Origin of the sequence: Allosphingosinicella sp. (assembly GCF_036570505.1) — a bacterium.
In the GTDB taxonomy this organism is placed as follows: domain Bacteria; phylum Pseudomonadota; class Alphaproteobacteria; order Sphingomonadales; family Sphingomonadaceae; genus Allosphingosinicella.
The window spans coordinates 1-22,218 of the sequence record NZ_DATCYB010000077.1; the positions used below are offsets into that span (position 1 = coordinate 1).

At 67.1% G+C, this 22,218-nt stretch carries 24 protein-coding genes, 1 pseudogene and 1 riboswitch; of the genes and pseudogenes, 14 read left to right on the forward strand and 11 right to left on the reverse strand.

Annotated features, from left to right (window positions below):
* From VIR62_RS09245 to VIR62_RS09280, 8 genes and pseudogenes are all read left to right on the forward strand, one after another.
* A pseudogene (locus tag VIR62_RS09245) lies at nt 1-134 on the forward strand (IS30 family transposase); the annotation flags it as partial.
* Nucleotides 135-318: 184 nt separating this feature from the next.
* Nucleotides 319-429: riboswitch (SAM-I-IV-variant riboswitch) on the forward strand.
* Between the two features lie 36 nt (nt 430-465).
* Nucleotides 466-2,244, forward strand: coding sequence for a hypothetical protein (locus tag VIR62_RS09250; RefSeq protein ID WP_431870633.1), 1,779 nt, complete (start codon nt 466-468; stop codon nt 2,242-2,244).
* Nucleotides 2,245-2,282: 38 nt separating this feature from the next.
* The gene (metX, locus tag VIR62_RS09255; RefSeq protein ID WP_431870635.1) at nt 2,283-3,200 is read left to right on the forward strand and encodes a homoserine O-succinyltransferase MetX; all 918 of its coding nucleotides are present in this window, start codon (nt 2,283-2,285) and stop codon (nt 3,198-3,200) included.
* Nucleotides 3,197-4,357: a PLP-dependent transferase gene (locus VIR62_RS09260; RefSeq protein ID WP_431870637.1), complete on the forward strand. Its 1,161-nt coding sequence runs from the start codon at nt 3,197-3,199 to the stop codon at nt 4,355-4,357. The genes metX and VIR62_RS09260 overlap by 4 nt, the downstream gene beginning before the upstream one ends.
* A gap of 47 nt (nt 4,358-4,404) precedes the next feature.
* Nucleotides 4,405-5,574, forward strand: a complete 1,170-nt coding sequence (locus VIR62_RS09265; RefSeq protein WP_431870638.1) for an NAD(P)/FAD-dependent oxidoreductase — start codon at nt 4,405-4,407, stop codon at nt 5,572-5,574.
* 59 nt (nt 5,575-5,633) lie between these two features.
* Nucleotides 5,634-7,697 (forward strand): transglycosylase domain-containing protein, encoded by a 2,064-nt coding sequence (locus VIR62_RS09270; protein WP_431870640.1) that lies wholly within the window; start codon nt 5,634-5,636, stop codon nt 7,695-7,697.
* Between the two features lie 105 nt (nt 7,698-7,802).
* Nucleotides 7,803-8,024, forward strand: a complete 222-nt coding sequence (locus VIR62_RS09275) for a DUF202 domain-containing protein (RefSeq protein WP_431870675.1) — start codon at nt 7,803-7,805, stop codon at nt 8,022-8,024.
* Nucleotides 7,925-8,131, forward strand: coding sequence for a hypothetical protein (locus tag VIR62_RS09280; protein ID WP_431870679.1), 207 nt, complete (start codon nt 7,925-7,927; stop codon nt 8,129-8,131). The genes VIR62_RS09275 and VIR62_RS09280 overlap by 100 nt, the downstream gene beginning before the upstream one ends.
* Nucleotides 8,132-8,145: 14 nt before the next feature.
* Here the strand turns inward: VIR62_RS09280 and VIR62_RS09285 are convergent, their stop codons facing one another.
* Nucleotides 8,146-8,352: a hypothetical protein gene (locus VIR62_RS09285; RefSeq protein WP_431870641.1), complete on the reverse strand. Its 207-nt coding sequence runs from the start codon at nt 8,350-8,352 to the stop codon at nt 8,146-8,148.
* A 29-nt stretch (nt 8,353-8,381) separates the two neighbouring features.
* Between VIR62_RS09285 and VIR62_RS09290 the strand changes: the two genes are divergently transcribed.
* Nucleotides 8,382-9,497 carry an AI-2E family transporter gene (locus tag VIR62_RS09290; protein WP_431870642.1) on the forward strand — a complete coding sequence of 372 codons (1,116 nt, stop codon included), beginning with the start codon at nt 8,382-8,384 and terminating at the stop codon, nt 9,495-9,497.
* Nucleotides 9,498-9,499: 2 nt separating this feature from the next.
* Here the strand turns inward: VIR62_RS09290 and VIR62_RS09295 are convergent, their stop codons facing one another.
* Together VIR62_RS09295 and VIR62_RS09300 are read right to left on the reverse strand one after the other, a co-directional pair.
* Entirely contained in the window at nt 9,500-11,818 is a 2,319-nt protein-coding gene (locus VIR62_RS09295) for a transketolase (protein ID WP_431870644.1), read from the reverse strand.
* 104 nt (nt 11,819-11,922) lie between these two features.
* Complete coding sequence (locus VIR62_RS09300) at nt 11,923-12,075, reverse strand: hypothetical protein (RefSeq protein ID WP_431870646.1); 153 nt, start codon at nt 12,073-12,075, stop codon at nt 11,923-11,925.
* Here VIR62_RS09300 and VIR62_RS09305 point away from each other — a divergent pair.
* The 4 genes from VIR62_RS09305 (at nt 12,068) to VIR62_RS09320 (ending at nt 15,623) form a co-directional block, all read left to right on the forward strand.
* A complete protein-coding gene (locus VIR62_RS09305; protein WP_431870647.1) occupies nt 12,068-12,373 on the forward strand; it encodes a hypothetical protein in 306 nt (101 codons plus the stop codon). The genes VIR62_RS09300 and VIR62_RS09305 overlap by 8 nt on opposite strands.
* Nucleotides 12,374-12,427: 54 nt before the next feature.
* A complete protein-coding gene (locus tag VIR62_RS09310) occupies nt 12,428-12,868 on the forward strand; it encodes a hypothetical protein (protein WP_431870648.1) in 441 nt (146 codons plus the stop codon).
* 167 nt (nt 12,869-13,035) lie between these two features.
* Complete coding sequence (gene katG / locus VIR62_RS09315; protein ID WP_431870650.1) at nt 13,036-15,243, forward strand: catalase/peroxidase HPI; 2,208 nt, start codon at nt 13,036-13,038, stop codon at nt 15,241-15,243.
* 92 nt (nt 15,244-15,335) lie between these two features.
* Nucleotides 15,336-15,623: a hypothetical protein gene (locus tag VIR62_RS09320; RefSeq protein ID WP_431870652.1), complete on the forward strand. Its 288-nt coding sequence runs from the start codon at nt 15,336-15,338 to the stop codon at nt 15,621-15,623.
* Nucleotides 15,624-15,639: 16 nt separating this feature from the next.
* Here the strand turns inward: VIR62_RS09320 and VIR62_RS09325 are convergent, their stop codons facing one another.
* From VIR62_RS09325 to VIR62_RS09335, 3 genes are read right to left on the reverse strand one after another with little or no spacing between them, the layout of a single operon-like run.
* Nucleotides 15,640-16,992, reverse strand: coding sequence for a dihydrolipoamide acetyltransferase family protein (locus tag VIR62_RS09325; RefSeq protein ID WP_431870653.1), 1,353 nt, complete (start codon nt 16,990-16,992; stop codon nt 15,640-15,642).
* 6 nt (nt 16,993-16,998) lie between these two features.
* The gene (locus VIR62_RS09330; RefSeq protein ID WP_431870677.1) at nt 16,999-18,003 is read right to left on the reverse strand and encodes an alpha-ketoacid dehydrogenase subunit beta; all 1,005 of its coding nucleotides are present in this window, start codon (nt 18,001-18,003) and stop codon (nt 16,999-17,001) included.
* 8 nt (nt 18,004-18,011) lie between these two features.
* Entirely contained in the window at nt 18,012-19,280 is a 1,269-nt protein-coding gene (locus VIR62_RS09335) for a thiamine pyrophosphate-dependent enzyme (RefSeq protein ID WP_431870655.1), read from the reverse strand.
* Nucleotides 19,281-19,487: 207 nt separating this feature from the next.
* Here VIR62_RS09335 and VIR62_RS09340 point away from each other — a divergent pair, with 207 nt between their 5' ends.
* The gene (locus tag VIR62_RS09340; protein WP_431870657.1) at nt 19,488-19,985 is read left to right on the forward strand and encodes a SixA phosphatase family protein; all 498 of its coding nucleotides are present in this window, start codon (nt 19,488-19,490) and stop codon (nt 19,983-19,985) included.
* Nucleotides 19,986-20,118: 133 nt separating this feature from the next.
* On the opposite strand, the gene VIR62_RS09345 is transcribed toward VIR62_RS09340, so the two are convergent.
* From VIR62_RS09345 to VIR62_RS09365, 5 genes are all read right to left on the reverse strand, one after another.
* Entirely contained in the window at nt 20,119-20,352 is a 234-nt protein-coding gene (locus tag VIR62_RS09345) for a hypothetical protein (protein WP_431870658.1), read from the reverse strand.
* Nucleotides 20,353-20,384: 32 nt separating this feature from the next.
* Nucleotides 20,385-20,729, reverse strand: coding sequence for a PspC domain-containing protein (locus tag VIR62_RS09350; RefSeq protein ID WP_431870660.1), 345 nt, complete (start codon nt 20,727-20,729; stop codon nt 20,385-20,387).
* Nucleotides 20,730-20,756: 27 nt separating this feature from the next.
* Entirely contained in the window at nt 20,757-21,566 is an 810-nt protein-coding gene (pspA, locus tag VIR62_RS09355; protein WP_431870662.1) for a phage shock protein PspA, read from the reverse strand.
* Nucleotides 21,559-21,720, reverse strand: a complete 162-nt coding sequence (locus VIR62_RS09360; protein WP_431870664.1) for a hypothetical protein — start codon at nt 21,718-21,720, stop codon at nt 21,559-21,561. The genes pspA and VIR62_RS09360 overlap by 8 nt, the downstream gene beginning before the upstream one ends.
* 168 nt (nt 21,721-21,888) lie before the next feature.
* Entirely contained in the window at nt 21,889-22,158 is a 270-nt protein-coding gene (locus VIR62_RS09365; RefSeq protein WP_431870666.1) for a hypothetical protein, read from the reverse strand.
* Between the last annotated feature and the right edge of the window lie 60 nt (nt 22,159-22,218).

Sequence of the window (22,218 nt, forward strand, 5' to 3'; positions counted from 1 at the left end):
GAACCGATCTATCCCTCCACAGCCAGGCCAAGCTCAGCGCCGTCGCTCGCCAGCTCAACGAACGACCCAGAAAAACCTTGATGTATCAAACACCCGCTGAAATGTTCGCACAGCGTGTTGCGACCACCCGTTGAACCCACCACCCATTGTGGACGTCAGCGGTCAATCCCGACTGAAATTTCCCAATGATCTGAGTGCCCATCATATTCATGTCGGGCGCGCCACCTTCCATCGCTCCCATCCGGCTTAAGCGGGCTTGCAAGTTGCCGTAGAATCCGTATGGGCGTCGATGAGCTTCGCGTTCAGGCGCGAAACTCGAACATGCATCAAGAGTGGGCCGGCTTGGCCCACGCCAACCTGCCTTCCCGGGCAAGGTGGCGGTCTCCCTCGGGGGACGATGCGGCCGGACCGGCAACGAAGCGGGTAACGAGCAGCATCGTCCTTCGGATTTGTGAAGGAAGTAGGATGACGCTGTCGGTTCTCCCAGGTTTCCAGCCCGCTCTGCGACCCTCGTCGCCCGCTCCCGGCCGTGACGCGGCTGCGACCAGTTCGCTTTACGTGCTGAAGTTCGGCAGCTCGGTCCTTCGCACGATCGAGGATCTGCCAAGGGTCGCCGGCGAGCTCTACCGGCAGCGGCGGCTCGGCCGGCGCATCGTCGCCGTCGTCTCGGCCCTGTCCGGGGAGACGGATCGCCTCTTCGCCGAGGCTGCGGCGGTGGCGGGCACGGTCTCGTGCCGGTGTGTTCCCGACCTGGTGTCGCTTGGCGAGGAGCGGACCGCGGCGCTGCTGCGACTCGCCTGCGACCGGATCGGCCTCCCGGCGGAAATCTGCAGACCCGAGGAGCTGGGCCTCGAGACGGTGGGCGGCGCCCTCGACGGGCATCCGTCGCGCCTCGACCCCATTCATCTCGAGGCCAAGCTCGCCGCGACCGGCCTCGTCATCGTGCCGGGCTTCGTCGGCACGGGCGAGGACGGCCAGCGTAGCCTGTTCGGCCGCGGCGGCTCCGATTTCTCGGCGGTGTTCCTCGCCGGCGAGCTCGGCGCCGAATGCGTGCGGCTCTACAAGGATGTGGACGGCGTCTACGAAAGCGACCCGGCGCGATGTCCCGGCGCCAGACGCTTTGCCGAGGTGAGCTGGGAGGACGCGCTCGAAGTGGCGCGGCCGCTGATCCAGCCCAAGGCGGTGGACTACGCGGCGACCAGGGTGCTCCCGATAGAGATCGAGGCGATCGGCAGCAATCAGCCGACACTGGTCGGCTCGCTCACGTCGGAGCCCAGTCCGCCGTTGCCGACCGCGCGCCTCAGGATCGGCCTCGCCGGCTATGGCGTCGTCGGCCAGGCGCTCGCGGCGCGGCTCTGTCACGATCCGCGGTTCGAGATCGCCGCGATCCTCGTCCGCCATCCGGAGCGGGAGCGCGCCGTGCCGCCCCGCGCGCCGCTCACCAGCGACCTCGGCGCGTTCGTGGAAACGAAATTCGATATCCTGGTCGATGCCCTCTCCTGCGACGGGACGGGCGCCGCGCTCTGCGGCACCTTGTTGTCGCGGGGCGTGCATGTCGTCAGCGCCAGCAAGCGCGTCATCGCCGGCCATCATGGTCGCCTTGCCAAGGCGGCGGCCGGAGGCGCGCGGCTGCTCTACTCGGCGGCCGTGGGCGGAAGCGCACCGGTGCTGGAAACCGTGTCGCGCGCCGCCGGGCAGGGGCGGGTGGACCAGGTCCTGTGTATCGTCAACGGGACGATCAATTTCATCCTCGATCGACTTGCCGTCGGTGTTCCCGCCGATGAGGCACTCCAGCAGGCGCGCGCCGCCGGCTTCGCCGAGGAGGATTGCGAAGCCGATCTGAGCGGAGCCGACGCGGCCGCCAAGCTGCGGATCGTCGCCCATCACGCGTTCGGCACCAGGCCCGAAACGCTGGACGTCGCGACTGAAAGACTGGATGAAAAGACGATCGCCCGCATCGTAGCGAGCGGCGAAAGGTGGGTTCAATTGGCGCATCTGCGGCAGCACGAGAACGGCATCGAAGCCAGCGTGCGAATCCGGCGGCTGAACGAGCTTCCAGGGCTCGGCGCTCCCGCCGACGAATGGAATTGCGCCGTCGTGACCTTGGCCGAAGGCGCCGTCTTCCGCTGCATCGGACGCGGCGCGGGCGGCCCGGCCACAGCCGAGGCGATCGCCGCCGACCTCGACGAGATCAGCCGCGAGCACGCTCTGGCCAAAAACGCTTCGGTGAGGCTTGCGTCGTGAATGCCGAGCCGCTCAGGCCGCTGGCTGGGGAGACTGTCGTGGATGAGTTCGAGCTCGTCCTTCCGGCCGAGCTGAGCCGCTTCGGCCGATCGACACGTGCGACGGTGACGGGTCCGGCGGACGGACCAGTCGTGATCGTGCTCGGCGGCATATCGGCCAGTCGGTTCGTCTGTGGTGCCGGGGGCTGGTGGCCCGGCATGGTCGGTGACGAAGGCGCCGTCGACCCACGCCGGCATCGCGTGCTGGGTATCGATTTCATCGCCGACAAGTGCGGTGGGGCCGCCCCCTCCTGCGAGGATCAGGCGGCGGTGATTTGCAAGGTGCTCGACCGGAGCGGCGTGGACCAGGCCCATGCCGTCGTGGGCGCTTCCTATGGGGGAATGGTGGCTCTCAGCCTCGGCCAGCATTTTCCGGCGCGGGTGAAGCGGATCGTCGTGATCTCGGCGGGGGCGTCAGCGCATCCGGCCGCCACCGCGCTCCGCGAGCTCCAGCGCCGGGTCGTCGCGCTGGGGATCGCCGAGGGCGCGGCCGCCGAGGCACTGTCGATCGCGCGCGGCATGGCGATGCTGAGCTACCGGACGAGCGAGGAGTTCGAACGGCGTTTCGCGGGCGGCCTCGGCGGCGAGGAGCCCTTGGGGCGCACCGAGCCGGGCGATTATCTCCGGGCGCGCGGCGAAGCCTTTCAGGCGGTGATGTCGCCGGGCCGCTTCCTCAGCCTTTCGGCTTCAATAGACCGCCACCGGATCGATCCGGCGGCGATCACAACGCCGGCCCTGTTGATCGGCGCGGAATCGGATCAGCTCGTGCCGCCTTCCCAGATGGAGGCACTCGCCGCCGCCCTGGCGGGGCCCGCCGCGCTTCGTATCCTGCCCTCCCTCTACGGCCATGACATGTTCCTGAAGGATGCGGCGCGAATGGCGGATATTGTGCGGCCATTTCTGGAGGGCGGGCAGTGACCGGCCCCCGAAAGCCCTCGACCGTCGTCGCCTCGGCGGGTGTGGCTGCCGATCCCGCTTATGGCGGCCTGGCCCCGCCGCTCTTCACCTCCGATACCTTTCGCTGGCCCGATTCCGACACTAAGCCGGATTATGATTATTCGCGCACGGTCAATCCGAACCGCGACATGCTGGTGGCGGCGCTGGCGGAGCTGGAGGGCGCGGCGGGCGGAGTCATCACCAATAGCGGCCAGTCGGCGGCGCTGCTTGCGTTGCTACTGCTGCCGGCGGGAGCGCTCGTGGTCGCCCCGCACGATTGCTATGGCGGCACCTACCGGCTGATCAAGGGCTTCGAAGATCAGGGTCGGTTGAGATCCGCCTTCATCGACATGCTGGACGATGAGGCGTTCGACCGGGCGATGGCCGACCATCCGTCGCTCATCTGGATCGAGACGCCCAGCAACCCCCTGCTGCGCATCACCGACATCGCCGACCGCGCGGCGCGCGCGAAAACGGCGGGCGCGTTGGTCATCGCCGACAACACCCTCCCCACTCCCTGCCGCCAGCGGCCGCTGGCGCTCGGCTGTGATCTGGTCATGCACTCCACCACCAAGGCGCTGAACGGCCATGGCGATCTGTTCGGCGGAACGCTGCTCGCCGGTGATCCGGAGCTGGTCGAGAAGCTGCAATGGTGGGCGAATGCCGCCGGCCTCGCGGCTTCCGCTCACGATGCCTGGCAAACCTTGAGAGGCCTCCGCACCCTGCCGCTGCGCGTCGACCGGCAGGAGGCGAGCGCCCGAGCGGTCGCCGAGTGGCTGGCCGAACACGACCAGGTGGATGGCATTCACTATCCCGGACTCCCTGTCCATCCGGGCTATGACCTGGCCGCGCGCCAGCAGGACGGTCCCGGCTTCATGATCAGCTTCCGGGTGAAAGGCGGCGACGGTCTCGTCGCCGCCTTTCTCTCCGGGTTGGAGCTGATCACCCTAGCCTCCTCCCTCGGCGGCTTCGCGACATTGATCTGCAAGCCGTCCACCATGACCCATCGCGGCATGCCGCCCGAGGCGCAAGCGGCGGCGGGCATCCGTCCGAATCTGCTGCGGCTGTCGATCGGGCTCGAGGAACCGGAGGACATCTTCGCAGACCTGCAGCGCGGTTTCGATCGAGCAATCTCCTGATTGCGCGCTCTGGCGATGCGCGGCGGCCATCCTTATAGGTGACCGCCATGACGACAGTGGATTTCCTGGTGATAGGCGGCGGCGTGGCGGGACTTTCCGCGGCCGCCCGGCTGACGCGACATGGACGTGTCGTGGTGATCGAGGCCGAAGAGGCGCTCGGCTATCATTCCTCCGGCCGCAGCGTCTCCTTCAGCCATTACGGCATCGGCGACGCGGCCGTGCGCGGTCTGACCGCCTACAGTCGCGCCTTCTATGAGCAGCAGCCGGAAGGTTTCTGCCCGACGCCGCTCTGCCGGGTCATGCCCTCGCTCTACCTCGGCACCGAGGAGATGCTGCCCAGCCTGGAAGCGCTCTATCAGGGCATGGCGGTGTTTACCGACGCCATCGAATGGGTGAGCGATGCAGAGATGAAAGCGCTCTGCCCTGCCCTCAAGACGGGCCCGGGCGGCGCGGTTCGGGGCATCCTGGACACCAGCGGCCTCAAGCTCGATTCCGATGCGCTGCTCCAATCCTTCGCAAGGGCGCTTCGTGCCGCCGATGGCGAGCTCCTGCAGGGCCGCCGGGTCGCTTCCATCCAAAGGCGAGGGCAGGACTGGCATGTCCGGTCGGAAACGGGCGAGAGCTGGACGGCGCCCGTGCTCGTCAACGCCGCCGGCGCCTGGGTGGACAAGATCGCGGCGATGGCGGGCGTCGCGCCGATCGGGCTGGAGCCGAAGCGCCGCACGATCATCGTCGTCGACCCGCCGGCCGGGACGGACGTGCGCGACTGGCCGTTCGTCCATACCGCCGCCAGCGACTTCTACATGCTGCCGGAAGCGGGGCAGATACTCGCCTCGCCCGTCGACGAGGTGCCCGACGATCCCCGCGACGCACAGCCCGAGGAGTATGACATCGCCTTCGCCGCCGACCGGCTGCAGCACTACACGACGCTCAGCGTCTCGCGCATCGCACATCGCTGGGCGGGGCTGCGTTCCTTCGTCGCCGACCGGGTGCCGACCGCCGGGTTCGCGCCGGACGCTCCCGGTTTTTTCTGGCTGGCCGGTCAGGGCGGCTATGGCCTCCAGACGGCGCCCGCCATGGCGGAGATCGTCGAACTTCTGGCGACCGGTGGAGATTGGCCCCAGGGTCTGACGGACCTCGGCGTCCTGCCGGAAACGGTCCGGCCGGAGCGCCTGTTCGCGCAACCAAAGCATTCAGCCGCCGTTCGGACGGGATAGTGCAAGGATCCGTCCATGCGTCCTAGCCCACGCCGTCCGTTTCCGATGGAACGCGCCTGATGCTGTTCGACCATCGCCCCGCGCCGCAGCCGGTCGAGGCCGACGCGGGCCTCGCGCCGGCGGTTCCTCCGGAGACGCCGACGTCGCCCTCGCGCCGCCGCTGGCGGATCGCCGGCGGCGTGCTCGCGGTCTTCCTGCTGCTCTTCGCCTACCTCGCCGTCACCGCGCCGCTTTCCAAGTCGCTCCAGCCGATCACCGCGCCCGCCCTCACTTTGCTGTCGGCCGACGGCACTCCGATCGCGCGGCGCGGGGCGATCACCGACGAGCCAGTAACGGTCAAGGCGCTTCCCGATCATGTGGAGAATGCCTTCCTCGCCATCGAGGACCGGCGCTTCTACAACCACAGCGGCATCGATCCCTGGGGCATCCTCCGTGCTGCCGCGCGCAACGCCATGGCGGGAGGGGTCGTCGAGGGCGGCAGCACCATCACCCAGCAGCTCGCCAAGCTGGCTTTCCTCAGCTCCGACCAGACCGCGACCCGCAAGCTCAGCGAGGCGCTGATCGCCGTCTGGCTTGAGGCGTGGCTCAGCAAGGAGGAGATACTCTCCCGCTATCTGTCCAGCGTCTATTTCGGCGACAACGTCTATGGCCTGCGCGCGGCATCCTACCATTATTTCGACCGGCCGCCCGAAGAGCTGACCGTCGGCCAGGCGGCGATGCTGGCCGGATTGATGAAGGCGCCGTCCCGCCTCAATCCGACGAGCAACATGGAAGGCGCAAGGGCGCGGACCCAAGTAGTGCTGGGCGCGATGGTCAAGGCCGGCTTGCTGTCCGAAGCGGAGGCGGCGGACGTGCCGCGCGTCACGCTCGATCTCGGCCCGGCCAAGGATCTGCCCAAGGGCAGCTATTTCGCCGACTGGGTCTTTCCCGAGGCGCGCCAGGCGGTCGAATGGGGCTATGGCGAGCAGACGATCGAGACCACGCTCGACGACGATCTGCAGCGCCAGGCGGTGAACGCCATCCGCCGCGCCAATCTCAACGGGGCTCAGGTCGCCCTCGTGGCGATGCGGCCGGACGGGCGGGTCGTCGCCATGATCGGCGGCAAGAATTACGGCAAGAGCCCGTTTAACCGCGCCACCCAGGCCGTCCGCCAGCCCGGCTCCTCCTTCAAGCTGTTTGTCTATCTGGCCGCGCTTCGGGCCGGAATGACGCCGGAATCGATGATCCTCGACGAGCCGGTCACCATCAATGGATGGGCGCCGGAAAATAGCGACGGCACCTATCGCGGCCTCATCACGCTTCGCGAGGCCTTCGCCAAGTCGAGCAATGTCTCGGCTGTGCGGCTGCAGGAGATGGTCGGCCGCCAGAACGTCATTGAGGCCGCGCGCGATCTCGGCATCTCCACCGAGTTGAAGCCGACACCCAGCCTCGCGCTCGGCACATCGGGCACCAAGCTTATCGAGTTGGTCGCCGCCTATGCCGCGGTCGCCAACGGCAATTATCCTGTACGACCGCATGGTCTTCCGGCCGCCGAGCAGGGATGGTTCGAATCGCTGCGGGCGAGGATCAGGCAGTTCAACGGACGCTCGACCTGGCCGATGCTGCTCGATCTTCTCTGGTCCGCCGCCAATGAGGGCACCGGCCGCGCGGCGGCGCTGAGGGTCGAGACGTTCGGCAAGACCGGGACGACGCAGGACAATCGCGACGCCATCTTCATCGGCTTCGCGGGCGATCTGGTGACCGGCGTCTGGGTCGGCAATGACGACAACAGCCCGCTCAAGGGGAACGTCCATGGCGGCGGCCTTCCGGCGCGCATCTGGCGCGACTTCATGTCGCGCGCCATCGACGTCCCGCCCGCGCGGCGGCCTCAGCCACAACGACAGCCCCGTCGCGAGGAGTCAACGAGCCCCACGTTCGAGGGCCCGACCCTCATCATCCCGCCGGCGGATGTGGGCGGTATCGAGATGGGCGTCGAGATCACGCCCGACACGGTCACCATCACCGCCCAGCCGCCCGCCGGCGAAGATGAGGAGGCTCCGTCCGGACCGGTCGAGATCCCAATTATCGCTCCTCCCCCGCCCGCGCCCACCGAAGAGGAAGGCGAGCCGCCGTTCGCCGTCTGACGGCACTCTTTCGGCACCGTATCGGTTTTGCCGCGTTCATGGCCGCGAGAGGAGCAGGCGATGGAGCGCGACAAACGGGAACGGCTGGCCGTAAGCCGGACCGACATGGCCGAGGACCGGACGGTGCTCGCCAACGAGCGGACCTTCGCCGGCTGGGTGCGGACCGGCCTCGCCACCATCGCCATCGGCCTCGGTTTTTCCGCCCTTTTCCGCCAGATGGAGCCGGTGTGTGGGCGCCCAAGGCGATCGCGACGGGCTTCCTCCTCATCGGGATCTTCGTGTTCATTTCCAGCGAACGCCGCGCCTGCCAGGTGCTGGAGCGGCTGAAGGTCCATGAGGTCAAGACGGCGCCTCGCCTCAACATCGAGTTCGTCAGTTGGGGCATGGTGATCGGCACATCCGCCCTCATCGCGGCGCTGTGGACGCTCGAATGAGAGACCGGTTCGCCTCAGTAGCGGACGCGGTCCTTCCGCGCCTTGCGGCCTTCATAATATTTCTTGGCGGCATAGCCCCCCATCAGCGCGAAGCCGAGCGGGCCGAAGGCTCGGCGGGCGACTACTGGCGCCAGCGCACCGATCATCGCGCCCTTGACGCCGTCGCCACGGCGCCTGCCCAATCTCCTGCCGACAGCCGCGCCGATAATCTTGCCGATCATGTTCTTGTCTCCATTACAGGGGCACAATGATGTCCGTTGAAGAGCGCCGTACCGACGCGATTGTTCCCGCCGAACCGGCCGCAAGCGAGGCGGGCCGGGACCGCGGCCGCGATGGGGGACATCGGCGCTTCATCGAACGGCTGCTGATCGCGCTTTCGATCATCGTCGTCGCGCTGCTGCTGTGGCGGTTGCGCGGGCTCCTTATCCTCCTCTTCGGCGCGGTGCTGGTGGCGGTCGTGCTCGGCACCATCGCCCGGCCGATCGCCGATCGGCTTCGTCTGCCGCACATCCTGGCGCTGCTGATCGCACTGGCCCTCGTCCTCGCGCTGTTCGGCACCGCCGTCTGGCTGTTCGGCACCGAAGTGATCGGCCAGGCGAGCGCGCTGAGGGAAGCCATTCCCGCCGCCTGGCAAGACCTGCAGGACCGGCTGGAGCCACTCGGCCTCGCCGAGCCGCTGCGCCAATGGGTGCAGAGCCTCGGCTCGAGCGACGGTGTGCTCTCGCGCGTCGGCGGCATCGTGGTTTCGATCGGCGGCGGCCTCGCCGACCTGCTGCTGGTGCTGGTCGGCGGTGTCTATCTCGCCGCGCAGCCGAAGCTTTATCGCACCGGCGTTATAAAGCTGGTGCCCGAGCGCGGGCGACCACTGGCGGCGCAGACGTTCGACGACAGCGGCCGGGCTTTGAGACTGTGGCTGCTTGGCCGGCTGGTGTCGATGACGTTGGTCGGCATCCTCACCTGGATCGGCCTCTGGCTGATCGGCGTTCCGGCGGCGCTTGCGCTGGGCCTCCTATCGGCGATCCTGGAGTTCGTGCCCTTCCTTGGCCCCATCATCGCCTCGGTCCCCGCCATCCTGCTGGCCCTCGCGCTCAGCCCGGAGGCGGCGCTGTGGACGGCGGGGCTTTACCTTCTCGTCCAGCAGATCGAGGGCAACCTCATCGAGCCCATGGTCCAGCAGCGCGCGGTCAGCCTGCCGCCGGCCCTGCTCATCTTCGCGCTCGTCTCCGGCGGCCTCCTGTTCGGCATGGCCGGCATCCTCCTCGCCGCGCCTTTGACGGTGGTGGCGTTCGTGATGGTGAAGCGTCTCTACGTCCGCGAGGCGCTTGGCACGCATACGAAGCTGCCGACGGAGGAGCACGGAGACTGACACTAGTCAAGAAACAGCTCGGCGGCGGCCTCGACGATGGCGTCCACGTCGAGGCGGTAATGGCGGTAGAGGTCTTCGAGGTTGCCGGTCTGGCCGAAGCGGTCGAGACCGAGAGGGCTGACCTTGCGGCCGGCGACGCCGCCGAGCCATGACAAAGCGGCGGGGGCGCCGTCGAGCAGGGTGACGAGGCCGGCGTCGCGAGAGAGCGGGGCGAGGAGCTTTTCGATGTGGCTGGGCTCGGTCCCCTTTCCCGCCCAGCGGCCGCTGCGCCGGGCGCTCCAGCCGCGATGGAGGAGGTCGGGGGAAGTGACGGCGAGGAGGCCGAGGCCGGGCATGTCGTCCTTCAGCGCTTCCCAGGCGGCGAGGGCTTCGGGGGCGATGGCGCCCGAATAGACGAGCACCGCCTCGGCGCCGGGCGCGGGATCGCGGAGCCAGTAGCCGCCCTGGATGGCGCCTTCCTTCCAACTGTCGTCGGCGCGCTCGATCTGCCGGATCGTGCGGGTGGTGAGACGGAGATAGACGCTCTCGCCATTCTCGCGCTGCATCAGGCGGAAGCCTTCCTCCATCAGCAAGGCAAGCTCATCGACGAAGGCGGGTTCGTAGTGGCGAAGGCCGGGCTGGCCGAGCGCGATCAGCGGCGGGTTGATCGACTGATGGGCCCCGCCTTCAGGCCCCAGGGTCACGCCCGAGGGGGTCGCGACCAGCATGAAGCGGGCGTCCTGGTAGCAGGCGTAGTTCAGCGCATCGAGGCCGCGGGCTATGAAGGGGTCGTAGACGGTGCCGATCGGGAACAGCCGCTCGCCGAACAGGTCGCCGGCGAGACCGAGGGCGGCGAGCATGAGGAAGAGGTTGTTCTCGGCGATGCCGAGCTCGATATGCTGCCCCGCCTCCGATCCGCCCCATTTCTGGGCAGAGGGGATTTTCGCGGCGGCGAAGACATCCGCCAGTTCCTGTCGGCGGAACAGGCCGCGCTGGTTCACCCAGGCGCCGAGATTGGTCGAGACGGTGACGTCGGGCGAGGTGGTGACGATGCGGTCGGCCAAGTCGCCCCCGGCGCGGGATAGATCGAGCAGGATCTTGCCGAACGCGGCCTGGGTCGACTGTTCCTCGCCCGACGGCGGGACGATGGCGGGCACCTCCGCCACGTTCCACGGTCGCTCGCGCTTGGCCCTGGCGATACGGCTTCCCTCGACCAGCGACTTCGCGGCCTCGGCGCTGTTGCCGCCAAGACCGGCATAGGGCTCCCACTCCTCGCCTTCGGCGATGCCCATCTTCTCGCGCAGCGCGGCGATCTGGCCAGGGTTCATCAAGCCCGCATGATTGTCCTTGTGGCCGGCGAAGGGGAGGCCCTGTCCCTTGATCGTGTAGGCGATGAAGAGGGTCGGCACATCGTCCTGGGCGGCGTCGAACGCCTCGACCAGCGCCTCCATGTCGTGGCCGCCGAGATTGGTCATGAGCCGGTGGAGAGCTTCATCGTCGTGAGCGTCGAGGATCGGCTTCGTCGCCGAAGCCTCTTTCAAGAGCCGCTCGCGCCAGGCCGCTCCGCCGAGATAGGTGAGCGCCGCATAATCGGCATTGCCGCAGTCGTCGATCCAGGCCTTGAGAGCGTCTCCGCCCTTCTCCTTGAAAGCGGCCTCAAGCTGCTTGCCATATTTCAAGGTCACGACGCGCCAGCCGCAGGTCGCGAAAATCTCGTCGAAGCGGCGGAACATGCGCTCGGCCGTCGTCGCGTCCAGCGACTGGCGGTTATAGTCGACGATCCACCAGCAATTGCGGATGTCGTGCTTGTAGGCCTCGATCAGGCATTCGTAGATATTGCCCTCGTCCAGCTCCGCATCGCCCATCAGCGCGACCATGCGGCCCGCCTCGTCCGGCTGCATCAAGCCGTGGGCGATAAGATAGTCCTGCACCAGGCTGGCGAAGGCGGTGACGGCGACGCCAAGCCCGACCGAGCCGGTGGAGAAATCGACCGGAATCCGGTCCTTGGTCCGGCTCGGATAGCTCTGCATCCCCTGAAAGCCGCGAAACGCCTGAAGCTGCTCGCGGCTCTGGCTGCCCATCAGATAGTGGATGGCGTGCAGCACCGGCCCGGCATGCGGCTTCACCGCTACCTTGTCGTTCGGCCCCAGCGCATGGAAATAGAGCGCCGCCATGATCGCCGTCATCGAGGCGCAAGACGCCTGATGCCCGCCGACCTTGAGGCCGTCCGTGCTCTCGCGGATGTGGTTGGCATTGTGGATCGTCCAGGACGACAGCCAGCGCAGGCGATCGTCCAGCAGGCGAAGGGCGTCGAGGTCGGGAGCGGAGGTCTTTTTCAGCATGGCTCGGCCCTTAGCGCCTTCCCGAAGAAAGCCCAATGCCTGCCCACGTGAGCGATCGAAGCTGACGATGTGAAAGTGTTCAAGGCCGATTCCCGTCAGCTTTGTCAGCTTTCGCGCGTCGGCGGCCGGAGCGGGCTCCGCGCTTCCATCCGCTCCAAGGCCCGATCGAGCTGGCCCAGGACACGCAGCGCGGCTCCATGATCCTCCCGCTGGACGAAGCCGACCAGACGACCACGATAGAAGCGCGGCGTGAGCATGGTTTCGAGGCCGCATCGCATCAGCGGGCGCGGCGGCGGCTTCGCGCGTGAGGCGCGCGAATTCGAGCGCCTCGTCCCACGCGGCGGCGAACGCCTCCGCCCCGGCTTTCTTGCGGAGCGCGTAGGCGGTCTGGCGCCTTTTCCCGACTCGCCGCGCCGCTTCGTCCGTCCCCGCTCCACGCGCGAGGAGAAGGATGAAGCGCGGCTGCACGACAGGAGTCCAGCCATCATGCCGGGCCCGGACGGGAACAGGGCGGGAGCGAAGGAAGGGCGGCACGTCCATGATTCGCGAACGTAACGCGAACAGGCATGTGTAGGAAAATCCTAAATTGAGCCAGGCATCCTAGCCGCCATGAAACTTCAAAATCCCACGCTCTGGCTGACCATTGCCTTGCGCAGGTCTTGTTGCACGCGCGCTGCGCTGGGAGGCATCGACAGCTGGACCGGTTCAATTCACGGAGGCCTGCCCCGATCGAAGGCGCCCCTGATCGAGGATTTCGGCAGCGCAGGCTTGCGTGCGGTCTATAATTTCGTCGTTCAAGACGCGTCCCAGGATGAGCTCGACTTGCTGTTCCGACAATCGCGCGAGCAAGGGTTTGGCCTCGCCCCCGTCACCATCAACATCAATGGACGCGACACATTGTTCGCCACGGGCGCTACCGCTCTGCACAGTCAGGGCGAGGTCGACGCGGAATTCAGGACGGCGTGCCGCAAGGGCGGCGGCAAGGTCTATTTGACGCATGTGAGATACAGCTCCGACGGCGATCAGAACGAGCAGATCCGCGTCAGATGATGCGACGTTTACGGCGATGATCGCGATTTCGGGGCGGTTGCTTAAAGAATCGGCCCGATGGCGGCTTGATCGATTTTCCAGTTCTTACTGACCAAGTTAAGTCGTTTCCGCGCACGCGGCGCCGGGCCTAGCCTGAGCAAAATTTTTGCGAGGAGAGGACAAAAATCATGGACGCAAAGACAAGCGACCCGCTGAGCGATCCGAGGAAAGAGCCGGCCGCGCTGAGATCCCTGCTGGGGCGGACCAATCGCGACTGGTGGCCGAACCAGCTCTCGCTGGACATCCTCCACCAGCACGGCCTCCACAGCAACCCGATGGGCGACGACTTCGACTATGCCAGGGAATTCGAATCGATCGACTATCAGACGCTGAAGCGCGACCTGACCGCGCTGATGACCGACAGCCAGCCGTGGTGGCCGGCCGACTATGGCCATTACGGCCCCTTCTTCATCCGCATGGCCTGGCACAGCGCCGGTACCTATCGCACCGGCGACGGGCGCGGCGGCGCCTCGTCGGGCAACCAGCGCTTCGCCCCGCTAAACTCCTGGCCGGACAACGCCAATCTCGACAAGGCGCGCCGGCTGCTCTGGCCGATCAAGCAGAAATATGGCCGCAAGCTCTCCTGGGCGGACCTGCTGATCCTGGCCGGCAACGTCGCCATCGAGTCAATGGGCGGCCCGATCTTCGGCTTCGGCGGCGGCCGCGACGACATTTTCGAGCCCGAGAAGGATGTCTATTGGGGCACCGAGGAATTCTGGGTTGGGCATGAACGCAACGAAACGCGGATCCAGCCCGAGAAGCAAATGGCGCTCGAAAGCCCGCTGGCGGCGATCCAGATGGGCCTCATCTACGTCAATCCCGAGGGCCCGGGCGGCAATCCCGATCCGCTGCAGTCGGCTCGCGACATCCGCGAAACCTTCGCCCGCATGGCGATGAACGACGAGGAGACCCTCGCGCTCACCGCCGGCGGCCACACCTTCGGCAAGTGCCACGGCGCGGGCGACGCGTCGAAGGTCGGCGCTGAACCGGAAGGCGCCGACATCGCCCAGCAGGGCCTCGGCTGGCAGAGCGGCCACGAGAGCGGCGTCGGCGACCACACGATCACCAGCGGCCTCGAAGGCGCGTGGACGCCAACGCCCCGCACGTGGGACATGAGCTATTTCCACATGCTGCTCGACTACGATTACGAGCTGGTGAGGAGCCCGGCCGGCGCTCAGCAGTGGCAGCCGGTCGACCAGAAGCCGGAGGATCTGGCGCCGGGCGCGCACAGCCCCGACCGCCGCCTACCGACGATGATGACCACCGCCGACATGGCCTTCAAGATGGATCCCAAATATCGCGAGATCGCGGAGCGCTTCCGCGCCGATCCGGACGCGTTCGCCGACGCCTTCGCGCGGGCGTGGTTCAAGCTCACCCATCGCGACATGGGGCCCAAGGTCCGCTACCTCGGCCCCGAAGTGCCGGACGAGGATCTGATCTGGCAGGACCCGATCCCCGCCGGCCAGACGCTCAGCGAGGCGGACGTCGCGAGCCTCAAGGACAAGATCGCCGCTTCAGGCCTCAGCGTCAGCCAGCTGATCAAGACCGCCTGGGCCTCGGCCTCGACCTTCCGCGGCTCCGACAAGCGCGGCGGCGCCAACGGCGCGCGCATCCGTCTCGCGCCGCAAAAGGACTGGGAAGTCAACGAGCCCGCCGAGCTTTCCAAGGCGCTCAAGGTCTATGAGGGCATCCAGGCCGATTTCGGCGGCAAGGTCAGCATCGCCGATCTGATCGTGCTCGGCGGCTGCGTCGGCGTCGAGAAGGCAGCGAAGGATGCCGGCCACGACGTGAAGGTGCCGTTCGCGCCGGGGCGGGGGGACGCCACTCAGGAGCAGACCGACGTCGACAGCTTCGAGCCCCTGGAGCCGAAGGCCGACGGCTTCCGCAACTATCTGTCGGTCCGCTTCAGCGTCCCCACCGAAGAGCTGCTGGTCGATCGATCGCAGCTGTTGGGCTTCAGCGCGCCGGAGATGACGGTGCTGGTCGGCGGCCTGCGCGTCCTCGGCGCCAACCATCGCGGCTCGACGCATGGCGTCCTGACCGATCGGCCCGGGCAGCTCACCAACGACTTCTTCCGCAACCTGCTCGACATGGGCACGGCGTGGAAGGAGGTGGACGATCGCGGCGACGAAGTCTTCGTCGGCACGTGCCGTAAGACCGACGAGGAGAAGTGGACCGCGACGCGCACCGACCTCGTCTTCGGCTCCAACGCGCAACTCAGGGCGATCTCCGAAGTCTATGCGGCCCAAGATGCGGGCGAGAAGTTCGTGCGCGACTTCGTGGCGGCCTGGAGCAAGGTGATGAATGCCGACCGCTTCGATCTTGCGCGAGCCTGATGGCCTGGCGGCCCGTAACGGGATAGGATGGCCTCCACCGACGCGGCGGCTCGACGCCGCGGCGCCGGATCGGGTTCCGTGAGGGCTGGCCGATGAACCGGTGCGAAGTCGACCGTCTGGACACGACCCGGACCTACTGGGTGCCGGCGGTCGTTTCGCCCCAGCGGGAATGGGCCGGCGCTCCGGGTTGCCGCAGAGGCGCTCGCTTCATGGTGGACCGCGAGACGCTTTGCGCCAGTCGCGACGCGTTCAGCCCGTTCGGGAGCAAGCTCAGCTGCCTGCACTGGATCATGTCCCACCGCGCAGAGCTCAACCGCACATTGCCCGGCGCCACCGTCCGGGCCGTTCCCCTGGATCGGTGGCTCCTGGGCCTGGAATGAACCTGCCCGCTCGCGATTAGAGGGAGAGGAGCCTGAGCGGGTTCTCAAGCAGCTTCCTCAGCTCCTGGATGAAGCTCGCCGCGTCCCAGCCGTCGACGACGCGGTGGTCGCAGGAGAGGGACAGGTTCATCATCTTGCGGATTTCGAGGTCGCCGTCGACGACGACCGGCATTTCCTTGACCTTGTTGACCGCGATGATCGCAACTTCCGGGCGGTTGATGACCGGGGTGGAGACGAGGCCGCCCATCGGGCCGAGGCTGGAGATGGTGATGGTGGAGCCGGACAACTCCTCTCGCGAAGCCTTGCCGGCGCGGGTGGCTTCGGCGAGGCGTGCGATCTCCTTGGCCAAGTCCCAGACGGAGCGATCCTGCGCGTCGCGGATGACGGCCACCGACAAGCCGTTGTCGGTCTGCGTCGCCATGCCCATGTGGACCGCGCCCGAGCGGTGGATGACGTTGGCCTCGTCGTCATAGCGGGCGTTCAGCATCGGAAAATCGGGCAAGGTCCGGCACATGCCGGTGATGAGGAAGGGCAGAAGCGTGAGCTTGGGATTGGAGCCCCGGTCCGCGTTCATCATCGCGCGGGTCTGCTCCAGCGCGGTCACGTCCACCTCGTCGACATAGGTGAAGTGCGGGATGTGGCGCTTGGCCGCCTGCATATTCTCGGCGATCTTGCGGCGGAGGCCGACGACCTTGATCTGCTCGTCCTGGCGGCGGGCGGCCGCGCCAGGGCGGGGGACGGCGCCGCCCTTGTAGAGGAGGTAGGAATCGAGGTCGGCGTGGCGGATGCGATCGCAGGTGGTTTGGACTTGGCCGAGGTCGATGCCGAGGTCGCGCGCGCGCTGGCGGACGGCGGGGGAGGCCAGCACTCCCCTCCCGCTTGCGGGAGGGGCTGGGGGAGGGCTTGTGGTGGAGGCGACAGCCCCTCCCCTCTCGCCGCTGCGCGGCTCATCCCCTCCCGCCTGCGGGAGGGGAGGTTCAGCGCGTCTATCGCCCTGGCGGCGATCCGCTTCGCCGCGGTCTTCGGCGCGTCGGTCTTCTCCCGCGCGGCGATCGTCGCTGCGACGGTCTTCGACGTCGGCGCTGGCGACGGTCTCTTCGGTTTCGGCGGCGGCTTCGGCCGCTTCGGCGCTCGTCTCGAAAACGACGAGGACCGAGCCGATGGCGATCTGGTCGCCGACTTCGCCGGCCACTTCCACGACCTTGCCCGCTACAGGGGATTCCATCTCGACCGTGGCCTTGTCGGTCATCATGTCGGCGAGCTGCTGGTCCTCCTCGACCGTGTCGCCGACCTTGACGTGCCATTGGACGATCTCGGCCTCGGCAATGCCTTCGCCGATGTCGGGCAGCTTGAATTCGTAGCGCGCCATGGCCGGTCAGTCCTCCAAAGTCTTCTTGAGCGCCATTCCCAAGCGGACGGGGCCGGGGAAATAGGTCCACTCCATCGAGTGCGGATAGGGGGTGTCGAAGCCGGTGACGCGAGCGACCGGGGCTTCGAGATGGTAGAAGCAGCGTTCCTGGACGAGGGCGGAAAGCTCGGCGCCGAAGCCGGCGGTGCGGGTCGCCTCGTGCACGACGACGCAGCGACCGGTCTTCTTCACCGAGGCTTCGATGGTCTCGATGTCGACCGGGACGATGGTGCGAAGGTCGATGACTTCGGCGTCTATGCCCTCAGCCTCAGCGGTGGCGAGGGCGACGTGGACCATCGTGCCGTAGGCGAGGATGGTCACCGCCTCGCCTTCGCGGACGATTTCGGCCTTGCCGAGCGGCACGGTGTAATGTTCCTCCGGCACCTGGGCCTTGGGGTGCTTGGCCCAGGGCGTCACCGGGCGCTCGTAATAGCCGTCGAACGGGCCGTTGTAGATGCGCTTGGGCTCGAAGAAGACGACCGGGTCGTTGTCCTCGATCGAGGCGATGAGGAGACCCTTGGCGTCGTATGGGTTGGACGGGATGACGACCTTCAGGCCCGCGACATGGGCGAAAAGGGCTTCGGGCGACTGGCTGTGGGTCTGGCCGCCGAAGATGCCGCCGCCATAGGGGGTGCGGATGGTGAGCGGCACCGTCCATTCGCCGGCCGTGCGGTAACGGATGCGGGCGGCTTCGGAGACGATCTGATCGAAGCCGGGGTAGATGTAGTCGGCGAACTGGATCTCCGCGACGGGGCGAAGGCCGTAGGTCGCCATGCCGATGGCGGTGCCGACGATGCCGCCCTCGGCGATGGGCGTGTCGAAGACGCGGGCCTTGCCATATTTCTTCTGAAGGCCGGCGGTGGCGCGGAAGACGCCGCCGAAATAACCGACATCCTCGCCCATCACGACGGTGTCGGGGTCGCACTCCATCATCACGTCGTGGGCGGAGTTGATCGCCTCGATCATGTTCATGGGTTTCATCAGCGCTTCGCCTCCTTCTCGGCGAGCGCCTGGTCGCGCTGCTCGGCGAGGTGCCACGGGAGGTCTTCGTACACGTCCTCGAACATCGAGCCGATGTCGGAATAGGGATCGGACTGGAGGGTGCCGAGCTTCTCCGCCTCTTTCTGAGCGGCGCGGACTTCGGTGCTCAGCGCCTCCTGCTGCGCGGCGTGGCGTTCCTCGTCCCATTCGCCGAGGCCGATCAGGTGCTGCTTGAGGCGCTCGACGGGGTCGCCTAGCGGCCACTGGGCGCCAGCATTCTGGGGGCGGTAGACGGAAGGGTCGTCGGACGTGGAATGGCCCTCGACGCGGTAGGTGAAGAATTCGATCAGGGTCGGACCCAGGTTCGAGCGGGCGCGGTCGGCGGCCCAGCGGGTGGCGGCGTAGACGGCGAGCGCGTCGTTGCCGTCGACGCGAAGGCCCGGAATGCCGTAGCCGATGGCGCGGGCGGCGAAGGTGGTGAGCTCGGCGCCGGCGATACCGGAGAAGGTCGAGATCGCCCACTGGTTGTTGACGATGTTGAGGATGACGGGCGCACGATAGACGCCGGCGAAGGTGACGGCATTGTGGAAATCGCCCTCGGCGGTGGCGCCGTCGCCGATATAGCCGACGGCAATGCGGCTATCGCCCGTGATCGCTGAGCCCATCGCCCAGCCCACGGCCTGCGGATATTGCGTGCCGAGGTTCCCGGAGATGGAGAAGAAGCCGTATTCCCTGGTGGAATACATGATGGGAAGCTGGCGGCCCTTCAGGGGGTCGCCGCGGTTGGAATAGACCTGGCACATCATCTCGACCAGCGGATAGTCGCGGGCGATGAGAATGCCCTGCTGGCGGTAGGTCGGGAAGGTCATGTCCTCACGGTCGAGCGCGTGGGTGCCGGCGACGGCGATGGCCTCTTCCCCGGTGCATTTCATGTAGAAGCTGGTCTTGCCCTGCCGCTGCGCGCGATACATGCGGTCGTCGAACACGCGGACCATCATCATGTCGCGCAGCATCCGGCGCAGCGTGTCAGGGTCGAGGCGCGGGTCCCAGGGGCCGACCGCCCTTCCCTCCTCGTCGAGCACGCGGACGAGGCTGTAGGCGAGGTCACGGATGTCGCCCGGCTGGGCGGAGACGTCGGGGCGCGGGGCGGCGCCGGCGGCGGGAATGGCGATATGGCTGAAATCGACTGCGTCGCCGGGCCGCGCGGCGGGCTCGGGAACATGAAGGGCGAGCGCCGGCCGGTTGCGGCGCTCCTTGTCTCTGCTCATTCTCAACCCAGTCCTTGTCGCCGCGCGCGCCGCTAAACCCCGGCAACGCGCGCTGAAATCCATCTTGAGCGCGGGACCGGAAGGCGGACCCACGAGCCTGATGGGCTCGCTCCTAGTCGATTCTTCCAGCCGATGCACCCCTTGACGAGCGGTTGCCCCGAGGCGGGATTTGGGCGACGAGTAGCGTCCGCAATAGGAGCCCCGACGATGACCCTTGCCCGCGCTTTCCTCGCCGCCGCGCTGATCCTGGTCTTGGGGGCGTGCGCCTATATGGCGCCCTATCAGCCGCCCTCGACCTACTATGTGATGCGCCACCTCCACACGCCGGAGGGCGCGGCCGATCCGGGCCTGACGGAGGAGGGACAGCGACATGCGCGGCTGCTGGCGGATTTCTTCACCGAGGAGCCGCCGGCGACGATCTTCGTCAGCACGACCAAGCGCGCCCGACAAACGGCGGCGCCACTGGCCGCGAAGCTCGGCATCACGCCGAGGCTCTACGACCCGCGCGACACGGCCGGGCTGATCACCGAAGTGATGAAGGAGCCGCCGCCGGTGCTGATCGTCGGGCATAGCAATACGGTGCCGGATATCGTGGCGGCCTTGGGCGGCGAACGGCCGGAGCCGCTCGTGCACGAGGATTTCGGGGATGTGTGGAAGATTTCGGGATCCAGGCGGGTAACGACGCGGGTGAATCTGGGCGACTGATCACCGCTCGATTGTCATACTGAACTTGTTTCAGCATCCAGGGACGAACCGCAGCGGGGGTGGAAATATGGGCCCTGAAACAAGTTCGGGGTGACGGGTGGGGAGTGGCGGCCGACGCGCACTCCCCCTCGCCTTACAAGTCCACGCCGGAGGCGATGGATTCGAGCTTGCGGATGCGTTCCTTGAGGTCAGCCATTTCGATCCGCTCGAAGGCGGGGGACCGCGCCTCGGACGGGCGGTTGCCGACCAGCTCCATCCGCTTCAGGTCCAGCCAGCCCTGCCAACCCTTGAGAGCGGCCAGGACGGCGATCGACAGGCCGAGCAATCCGAAGCTCGCCACGGCGATCATGATCAGCGGTTCGGTCATCTTACACCTCCCTCCTCTCTATCGTCCTCGCCTCAGCGCAGTTCTTCGATTTCGCGCGCGAGGCGGCTGTTGTTGTCTGTGACATATTGCTCGACCTCGGCCATGCGGCGGTCGATGTCGCGCATGCTGCCGCGCAGTTCGTGGGTGGATGTCTTGGGCATCCGCGTTTCCGAGCCGAGATAGTCATAGGGCGCCGGCTTGGCGGCCCAGGCGGCGACGCCATAGGCGATAAGCGTCCATGGAAACAAACCGACGAGGGTCACCAGCACCGCGCCGACCCGCACCCAGGTCGCGTCCCAGCCGGTATAGTTGGAGATGCCGGCGCAGACGCCCATCAGCATGCCGTTCCGCCGGTCGAGATGAAATTTCTTGCGCATGTCTAAGTCCCTTCCTGCCCTGATGTCTCAAGCCCGAGCCTCGGCGCGGGCGGCCTTCATGGATTGGAGCTCGGCCTGGACCCTTTCGGCGGTCCGAAGCTCGGCCAGTTCTTCCTCAAGCGTTTTTGCCGGTGCGCCGAGGGCGATCGCGTCGGCATGGCCCTCGGCCATGTCGACCCGGCGCTCAAGCGCCGCGAAGCGGGCGAAGGCTTCGTCGATCCGCACGCCGGTCGTCATCTCGCGCATCCGGGCGCGGTGGTGGGCGCTTTGCAGCCGGGCGACGATGGCGCTCTGGCGAGCACGGGCCTCGCGCAGCCTGGCTTCGAGCTTGGCGATATCGAGGTCGGAGGCGCTGAGCGCGTTGTCGAGCAGCGCGATCTCGCCTTCGAGGTGCCCGGCCATGTCGGCGGCCTTCTGCTTCTCGGCGAGGGCGGCCTTGGCAAGGTCCTCGCGGTCCTTCGAGAGCGCCAGCTCGGCCTTCTCGGTCCAGCTCGCCTGGAGCGTTTCCAGGCGACCCACCTGCCGGCGCATTTCCTTCTGGTCAGCCATCGTCCGGGCGGTAGAGGCTCGGATGTCGATCAGCGTCTCCTCCATCTCGACGATGATCAGCCGGATCATCTTCGCCGGGTCCTCCGCCGCGTCGAGAAGGTCAGTCATGTTGGCGGCGACGATATCGCGGGTTCTGGAGAAGATCGCCGACCGCCGGCCGCTCTGGGACCGCGGGCGAATATGGACGCGGGGTGTCGGCCGGGGCGGAATAGGGGTGAGTTCCTCCCGACCGACGACGATGCGCTCCAGCTCACGCTCGGTGGCGAGATCAAGCGCGGCTTCAGGCATTGGCCCGGTCCGCGTCCTGAACCTGCGCGACCTGCGCCGGAGCGGTTTCCAGCGAACGGGCGGGGCCGACGGCCGCGCTTACCGAAACGCTGCTGAAAATAAGGGCCGCTACGATGGCAGCGGTCGTGCGCTGGACTTTGTCGCGGTCGAACATTGGTGGTCTCCTGAACCTTGGTTTCTTCTATCTCGCCGCGTATCGGCGGAGATGAACCCAAGATTACAAGAGGCGTGCCAAACCGCCAGAGTGGCGGAAATCAGGGAAATTTTATAGATCGAGCGCAGTCAGGCGATAAAAGTGTGCGCCACGAGTTGGCGGATTTTACTAATGATTGGGGTAGGGCTGCGCGCGCCGATCCTGGCCGCGGCGTTCCTCACCCGGCTTGCGCCTGGCCGCGGTCGCATCGAGGATCTTGGCGCCGGCGATGAAGACGACGCCGGTGCAGGCGGCGAAGAAGGCGTAGCCGATCGGCCCCGGATAGAGGTCCATATACTGATAGCCGCGGCTGACCGCGCCGACGGCGATCGCGTAGATGACCGCGAACGCCTCGAAGCGGGTCTTGATGACGAACAGTCTGGCCAGTTTCTTCAGCATCGATCCGGGTCTCGCAAGAAGCAGGCCAGCGACCGAAATGCTGGCCTCCCGACTCCAAAC

Bases quoted from the DNA above. Each gene is read 5' to 3' on its own strand.
- VIR62_RS09250 (WP_431870633.1), top strand. From the start codon at position 466: ATGACGCTGTCGGTTCTCCCAGGTTTCCAGCCCGCTCTGCGACCCTCG.
- VIR62_RS09265 (WP_431870638.1), top strand. From the start codon at position 4,405: ATGACGACAGTGGATTTCCTGGTGATAGGCGGCGGCGTGGCGGGACTT.
- VIR62_RS09270 (WP_431870640.1), top strand. From the start codon at position 5,634: ATGCTGTTCGACCATCGCCCCGCGCCGCAGCCGGTCGAGGCCGACGCG.
- VIR62_RS09275 (WP_431870675.1), top strand. From the start codon at position 7,803: ATGGCCGAGGACCGGACGGTGCTCGCCAACGAGCGGACCTTCGCCGGC.
- VIR62_RS09285 (WP_431870641.1), bottom strand. From the start codon at position 8,352: ATGATCGGCAAGATTATCGGCGCGGCTGTCGGCAGGAGATTGGGCAGG.
- VIR62_RS09290 (WP_431870642.1), top strand. From the start codon at position 8,382: ATGTCCGTTGAAGAGCGCCGTACCGACGCGATTGTTCCCGCCGAACCG.
- VIR62_RS09295 (WP_431870644.1), bottom strand. From the start codon at position 11,818: ATGCTGAAAAAGACCTCCGCTCCCGACCTCGACGCCCTTCGCCTGCTG.
- VIR62_RS09300 (WP_431870646.1), bottom strand. From the start codon at position 12,075: ATGCTCACGCCGCGCTTCTATCGTGGTCGTCTGGTCGGCTTCGTCCAG.
- VIR62_RS09310 (WP_431870648.1), top strand. From the start codon at position 12,428: ATGAAACTTCAAAATCCCACGCTCTGGCTGACCATTGCCTTGCGCAGG.
- katG (WP_431870650.1), top strand. From the start codon at position 13,036: ATGGACGCAAAGACAAGCGACCCGCTGAGCGATCCGAGGAAAGAGCCG.
- VIR62_RS09320 (WP_431870652.1), top strand. From the start codon at position 15,336: ATGAACCGGTGCGAAGTCGACCGTCTGGACACGACCCGGACCTACTGG.
- VIR62_RS09325 (WP_431870653.1), bottom strand. From the start codon at position 16,992: ATGGCGCGCTACGAATTCAAGCTGCCCGACATCGGCGAAGGCATTGCC.
- VIR62_RS09330 (WP_431870677.1), bottom strand. From the start codon at position 18,003: ATGAACATGATCGAGGCGATCAACTCCGCCCACGACGTGATGATGGAG.
- VIR62_RS09335 (WP_431870655.1), bottom strand. From the start codon at position 19,280: ATGAGCAGAGACAAGGAGCGCCGCAACCGGCCGGCGCTCGCCCTTCAT.
- VIR62_RS09340 (WP_431870657.1), top strand. From the start codon at position 19,488: ATGACCCTTGCCCGCGCTTTCCTCGCCGCCGCGCTGATCCTGGTCTTG.
- VIR62_RS09345 (WP_431870658.1), bottom strand. From the start codon at position 20,352: ATGACCGAACCGCTGATCATGATCGCCGTGGCGAGCTTCGGATTGCTC.
- VIR62_RS09350 (WP_431870660.1), bottom strand. From the start codon at position 20,729: ATGCGCAAGAAATTTCATCTCGACCGGCGGAACGGCATGCTGATGGGC.
- pspA (WP_431870662.1), bottom strand. From the start codon at position 21,566: ATGCCTGAAGCCGCGCTTGATCTCGCCACCGAGCGTGAGCTGGAGCGC.
- VIR62_RS09360 (WP_431870664.1), bottom strand. From the start codon at position 21,720: ATGTTCGACCGCGACAAAGTCCAGCGCACGACCGCTGCCATCGTAGCG.
- VIR62_RS09365 (WP_431870666.1), bottom strand. From the start codon at position 22,158: ATGCTGAAGAAACTGGCCAGACTGTTCGTCATCAAGACCCGCTTCGAG.